Source organism: Streptomyces sp. YS-3 (genome assembly GCF_045257485.1).
Lineage (GTDB): Bacteria > Actinomycetota > Actinomycetes > Streptomycetales > Streptomycetaceae > Streptomyces.
This window is the reverse complement of record NZ_JBJHPC010000559.1, coordinates 1-4663: the sequence shown is the minus strand read 5'-3', so window position 1 is coordinate 4663 and position 4663 is coordinate 1. Positions and strand designations below refer to the sequence as shown.

Annotated in this window: 3 protein-coding genes and 1 pseudogene; 2 read left to right on the top strand and 2 right to left on the bottom strand. The window is 73.2% G+C overall.

Annotation, left to right across the window (positions count from 1 at the left end; translation table 11 throughout):
- Positions 1-245, bottom strand: a pseudogene (locus ACJA3G_RS30660) (glycosyl hydrolase); the annotation flags it as partial.
- 218 nt (positions 246-463) lie between these two features.
- Here ACJA3G_RS30660 and ACJA3G_RS30655 point away from each other — a divergent pair.
- Entirely contained in the window at positions 464-2452 is a 1989-nt protein-coding gene (locus ACJA3G_RS30655; RefSeq protein WP_406556298.1) for an acetoacetate--CoA ligase, read from the top strand.
- 219 nt (positions 2453-2671) lie between these two features.
- On the opposite strand, the gene ACJA3G_RS30650 is transcribed toward ACJA3G_RS30655, so the two are convergent.
- Positions 2672-3994: an aminotransferase class I/II-fold pyridoxal phosphate-dependent enzyme gene (locus ACJA3G_RS30650; protein ID WP_406556297.1), complete on the bottom strand. Its 1323-nt coding sequence runs from the start codon at positions 3992-3994 to the stop codon at positions 2672-2674.
- Between the two features lie 111 nt (positions 3995-4105).
- Between ACJA3G_RS30650 and ACJA3G_RS30645 the strand changes: the two genes are divergently transcribed.
- Positions 4106-4663 (top strand): MFS transporter (locus tag ACJA3G_RS30645; protein WP_406556296.1); only part of this gene is annotated, 558 nt, incomplete at its 3' end.

Genomic DNA, 4663 nt, shown 5'->3' with positions numbered 1-4663 from the left:
CCCCAGAACACGGCGCCGCCCGCCGCCACCCGCACCTCCAGGTCGGAGCGCGCGAAACGCACCACTCCGCCGCCCGGCCGGGGCTCCGCGCCCCGCACCTGACCCGGCACCCGCGCGCGCTCGGGGCCGCGCGCGGGCAGCCCCCACGCGTCCGCGCGGCGCCGCCGCAGGGCGGAGCGGACCGCCCGCAGCCCCTGCACCGAGCCGACCGCCTTCACCGAGCGCACCAGGTCATTGCCGTCCATGCGGCTCACCCTGCCATCCGGATCATGAGCCGTGTGCTCCGTTCAACTTCCGTTCATCCGTGGTGGCACCACATGGACAGGTGCCTGACTATGGGCGGCACACCCTGGTGCGCAAGACGATCACATGGCATCGTCCCTGTGAGCCGCCGCATGCGCACACCCCTACGCGTGTGCGCGCGGCACACGCACACCACGCGTACCAGCCCGGGAGCCGACCCATGACCTCACCAGCGAACGCCGCGCCGCAGCCCGCGCCCCTGTGGCAACCGGGCCCCGACCGCATCGCCGGGGCGCGGATCACCGCGTTCCAGACCTGGGCCGCCGAGCGGTACGGCGCACCGGCCGACGGCGGCTACGAGGCGCTGCACCACTGGTCCGTCAGCGAACTCGACACCTTCTGGAAGGCCGTCGCCGACTGGTTCGACGTGCGCTTCTCGACCCCGTACGAGACGGTGCTCGCCGACCGGTCGATGCCGGGCGCCCAGTGGTTCCCCGGCGCCACCCTCAACTACGCCGAGCACGCCCTGCGCACCGCCGAGGACCCGGCCCGCGCCGAGGACGCCGCCCTTCTGCACGTCGACGAGACGCACGAGCCCGTCGCCACCAGCTGGGCCGAGCTGCGCCGGCAGGTCGGCTCGCTCGCCGCCGAACTGCGCGCCCTCGGCGTACGCCCCGGGGACCGGGTCAGCGGCTATCTGCCGAACATCCCGCAGGCCGTCACCGCCCTCCTGGCCACCGCCGCGGTCGGCGCCGTGTGGACCTCCTGCGCCCCCGACTTCGGCGCGCGCAGTGTCCTCGACCGGTTCCAGCAGGTGGAACCCGTCGTCCTGTTCACCGTCGACGGCTACCGCTACGGCGGCAAGGAGCACGACCGGACCGATGTCGTCGCGGAGCTCCGCCGCGAACTGCCCACCCTGCGCGCCGTCGTCCACATCCCGCTGCTCGGCACCCCTGCCCCCCAAGGAACCCTCGACTGGTCATCGCTCACTGAGAGTGACAACGAGCCGGTCTTCGAGCAAGTTCCCTTCGACCATCCGCTCTGGGTGCTCTACTCCTCCGGCACCACCGGACTGCCCAAGGCCATCGTCCAGTCCCAGGGCGGCATCCTCCTCGAACACTTCAAGCAGCTCGGCCTCCACTGCGACCTCGGCCCCGAGGACCGGTTCTTCTGGTACACCTCCACCGGCTGGATGATGTGGAACTTCCTCGTCTCCGGCCTGCTGACCGGCACCACGGTCGTCCTCTACGACGGCAGCCCCGGCTTCCCGGAGACCGGCGCCCAGTGGGGTGTCGCCGAGCGGACCGGCGCCACCCTCTTCGGCACCTCGGCCGCCTATGTGATGGCCTGCCGCAAGGCGGGCGTGCACCCCTCCCGCGACCACGACCTCTCGCGGGTGAAGTGCGTCGCCACCACCGGCTCGCCGCTCCCGCCTGACGGTTTCCGCTGGCTCCACGACGAGGTCCGCGAGGACCTGTGGATCGCCTCGGTCAGCGGCGGCACCGACGTGTGCTCCTGCTTCGCGGGGGCCGTCCCGACGCTGCCCGTGCACATCGGCGAACTCCAGGCCCCCTGCCTGGGCACCGACCTCCAGGCCTGGGACGCGCAGGGCAAGCCCGTGGTGGGCGAGGTGGGGGAACTGGTCGTGGTCAACCCGATGCCCTCCATGCCGATCCGCTTCTGGAACGACCCGGACGGCAGCCGCTACCGCGACAGCTACTTCGAGATGTTCCCCGGCGTCTGGCGCCACGGCGACTGGATCACCCTCACCGACCACGGCTCGGTGGTCATCCACGGGCGCTCCGACTCCACCCTGAACCGCCAGGGCGTCCGCATGGGTTCGGCCGACATCTACGAGGTCGTCGAACGCCTCCCGGAGATCCGAGAGTCCCTGGTCATCGGCCTGGAGGAGCCGGACGGCGGCTACTGGATGCCGCTCTTCGTCCACCTCACCGAGGGCGCCGTCCTGGACGACACCCTCCGTACGAAGGTGAAGCAGGCGATCCGGGAGCAACTCTCCCCGCGCCATGTGCCGGACGAGATCATCGAAGCCCCGGGCGTGCCGCACACGCTCACCGGCAAGCGCATCGAGGTGCCGGTCAAGCGCCTGCTCCAGGGGACCCCGCTGGAGAAGGCGGTGAACCCGGGCTCGGTGGACAACCTGGATCTGCTGCGCTTCTACGAGGCCGTGGCCCGAGACCGCGGCTGACGAGAGCGCGCCCCGGCGGCTCCACACGGAGCCGCCGGGACGCCGCGCCGCATGGAGCCGCCGGGATGCCCCGCCGCACGGAGCCGCCGGGATGCCGCGCCGCATGGAGCCGCCGGGATGCCGCGCCGCACGGAGCCGCCGGGATGCCGCGCCGCATGGAGCCGCCGGGATGCCCCCCGCACCTCCGCGCCTCAGCTCCGGCCCGTCACCTTCCGTCCCTCACCCCCCGTACGTGGCCTCGGACTCGCCCAGCACCTCCGCGAAGTCCGAGGCGAGCAGGGCCGCCTCAGCAGGTGCCAGGGCCGCCGGGGTGATCCGTACACCCGGCCCCGAGGCGATCCGGAACCGCGCCCCGGCGGCCACCCACCACCCGCGCGAGCGCAGCCCGTTCACTACCGCGGACTCGTCCCGCACCGGCACCCACAGGTTCATCCCGCTCGCCCCGTGCGAGGGGATCCCGCGCCGCTCCAGCTCTTCCGCCAGAGCGCGCCGCCGCTCCCCGTACGCGTCACGCGCGCGATGGACGAGTTCCCCCGCCGGCCGGTCGGTCAGCAGCGCGAGCACCGTGCCCTGGAGCAGATGGCTCACCCAGCCGGAGGTCAGCAGCAGCCGGCCGTCGTGCCGCGCCAGCGTCGCCGGGTCGCAGGCGGCGGCGGCCCACCGCAGGTCCGTGCCCAGGTATTTCGTCACCGTCCGCACATGAGCCCAGCGGGCCAGCTGCCCGCCCTCGGTCAAGCTGTGCAGCGGCGCCCCCGCGATCTCCGCCGCGTGGTCGTTCTCGATCACCAGCACCTCGGGGGCCCCGCGCAGCACCCCCACCAGTTCGTCCCGGCGCGACCGGGAGAAGCAGCCGCCGTAGGGGTTCTGCGCGCGCGGGCTGCACACCACGGCCCGCGCCCCGGCTCGCAGCGCCTCGCGCAGCGGCTCCGGCCGCATCCCCTCGTCGTCGACCGCGACCGGGATCGTCCGCAGCCCCATCACCTGCACCAGGTCGAGCAGATGGTGGTAGCCCGGGTCCTCCATGGCCACCGCGTCGCCGGGCCGCAGCTCGGTGGTGAGCAGCCGGGCGACGCAGTCCAGCGCCCCATGAGCGAAGGTCACCGATTCCGTCGGCACGCCGTCGGCGCCCAGCCACTCCTGAACGCGCTCCTCCAGCAGCGGCAGCCGGGGTGTCGAGCGGTGCGACCGGGCACCCGCCGTCGTCCGTACCGGCGCGGGCAGTTCGGGCAGGAAGGCGGGGTCGGGGTGGCCGCCCGCGAGGTCCCGCAGCCCCTCGGGCACCTTCGGCGGGCGACGCGAGGCGACCGAGGGCGCGGCGGCGACCACGGTCCCGCCCCGCCCGTGCGTGACCACGACACCGCGCCCGCGCAGGTCCTTGTAGGCCGTCGCCACGGTGCCGGGACTCACGCCCAGCTCCTCCGCCAGCCGGCGGACCGGCGGAAGCGTGTCCCCGGGCGCCAAGGAGCCCTCGGCGACGGCCCTTTCGGCGGAAGCGGCAATTCCCTTGGCCGAGGTGCCACCGATCGCATATTGTTCTGCCACGTACTGAACTATGTACCAATACATAATTCACGTCAAGGGGGAGCAGTGACACTGCACAGCCGGCGAGCCGCACTGTGGGAACGAGTCCCGGGAGGCCGCGACGGCCGACTGATGCTCTGGGTCGCTTTCGTCGACCGCACCGGAAGCGGCCTGTGGGCCGCCGTCTCCGTCCTGTACTTCACCTACGTGGCAGGGCTCTCGGTCGCCCAGGTCGGCACCCTGGTGGCCCTCGCCGGCGCCGTGGGCATCGCGGGCGCGCCCATCGGAGGCCGAATCGCCGACCGGCTGCCCCTCACACGCGTGCTCATCGTCTTCCAGATCCTGCGCGCGCTCGCCTCGGCCGCCCTGCTCACCACCGACAACTACGCGCTCCTCCTGGTGTACTCGGCCGTCGGCAGCTTCGGCGACCGCTCCGCCAACGTGCTCACCAAGCTGTACGCGGCACGTGTCGCCGGCCCCGACCGCGTCCGCTACCAGGCCGTCAGCCGCACCCTGGCCAACGCCGGCTGGGCCGTCGGAGGCCTCGCCGCCGCAGCCGCCCTCGCGCTCGCCACCACGGCCGCCTACCAGTGGCTGCTCGCCGGGGACGCCCTCTCCTTCGTGGGCGCCGCCCTGGTCACCAGCCGCTGCGCCGAACCGCCCTCCCCCTCACGTACCGTCGCCACATCC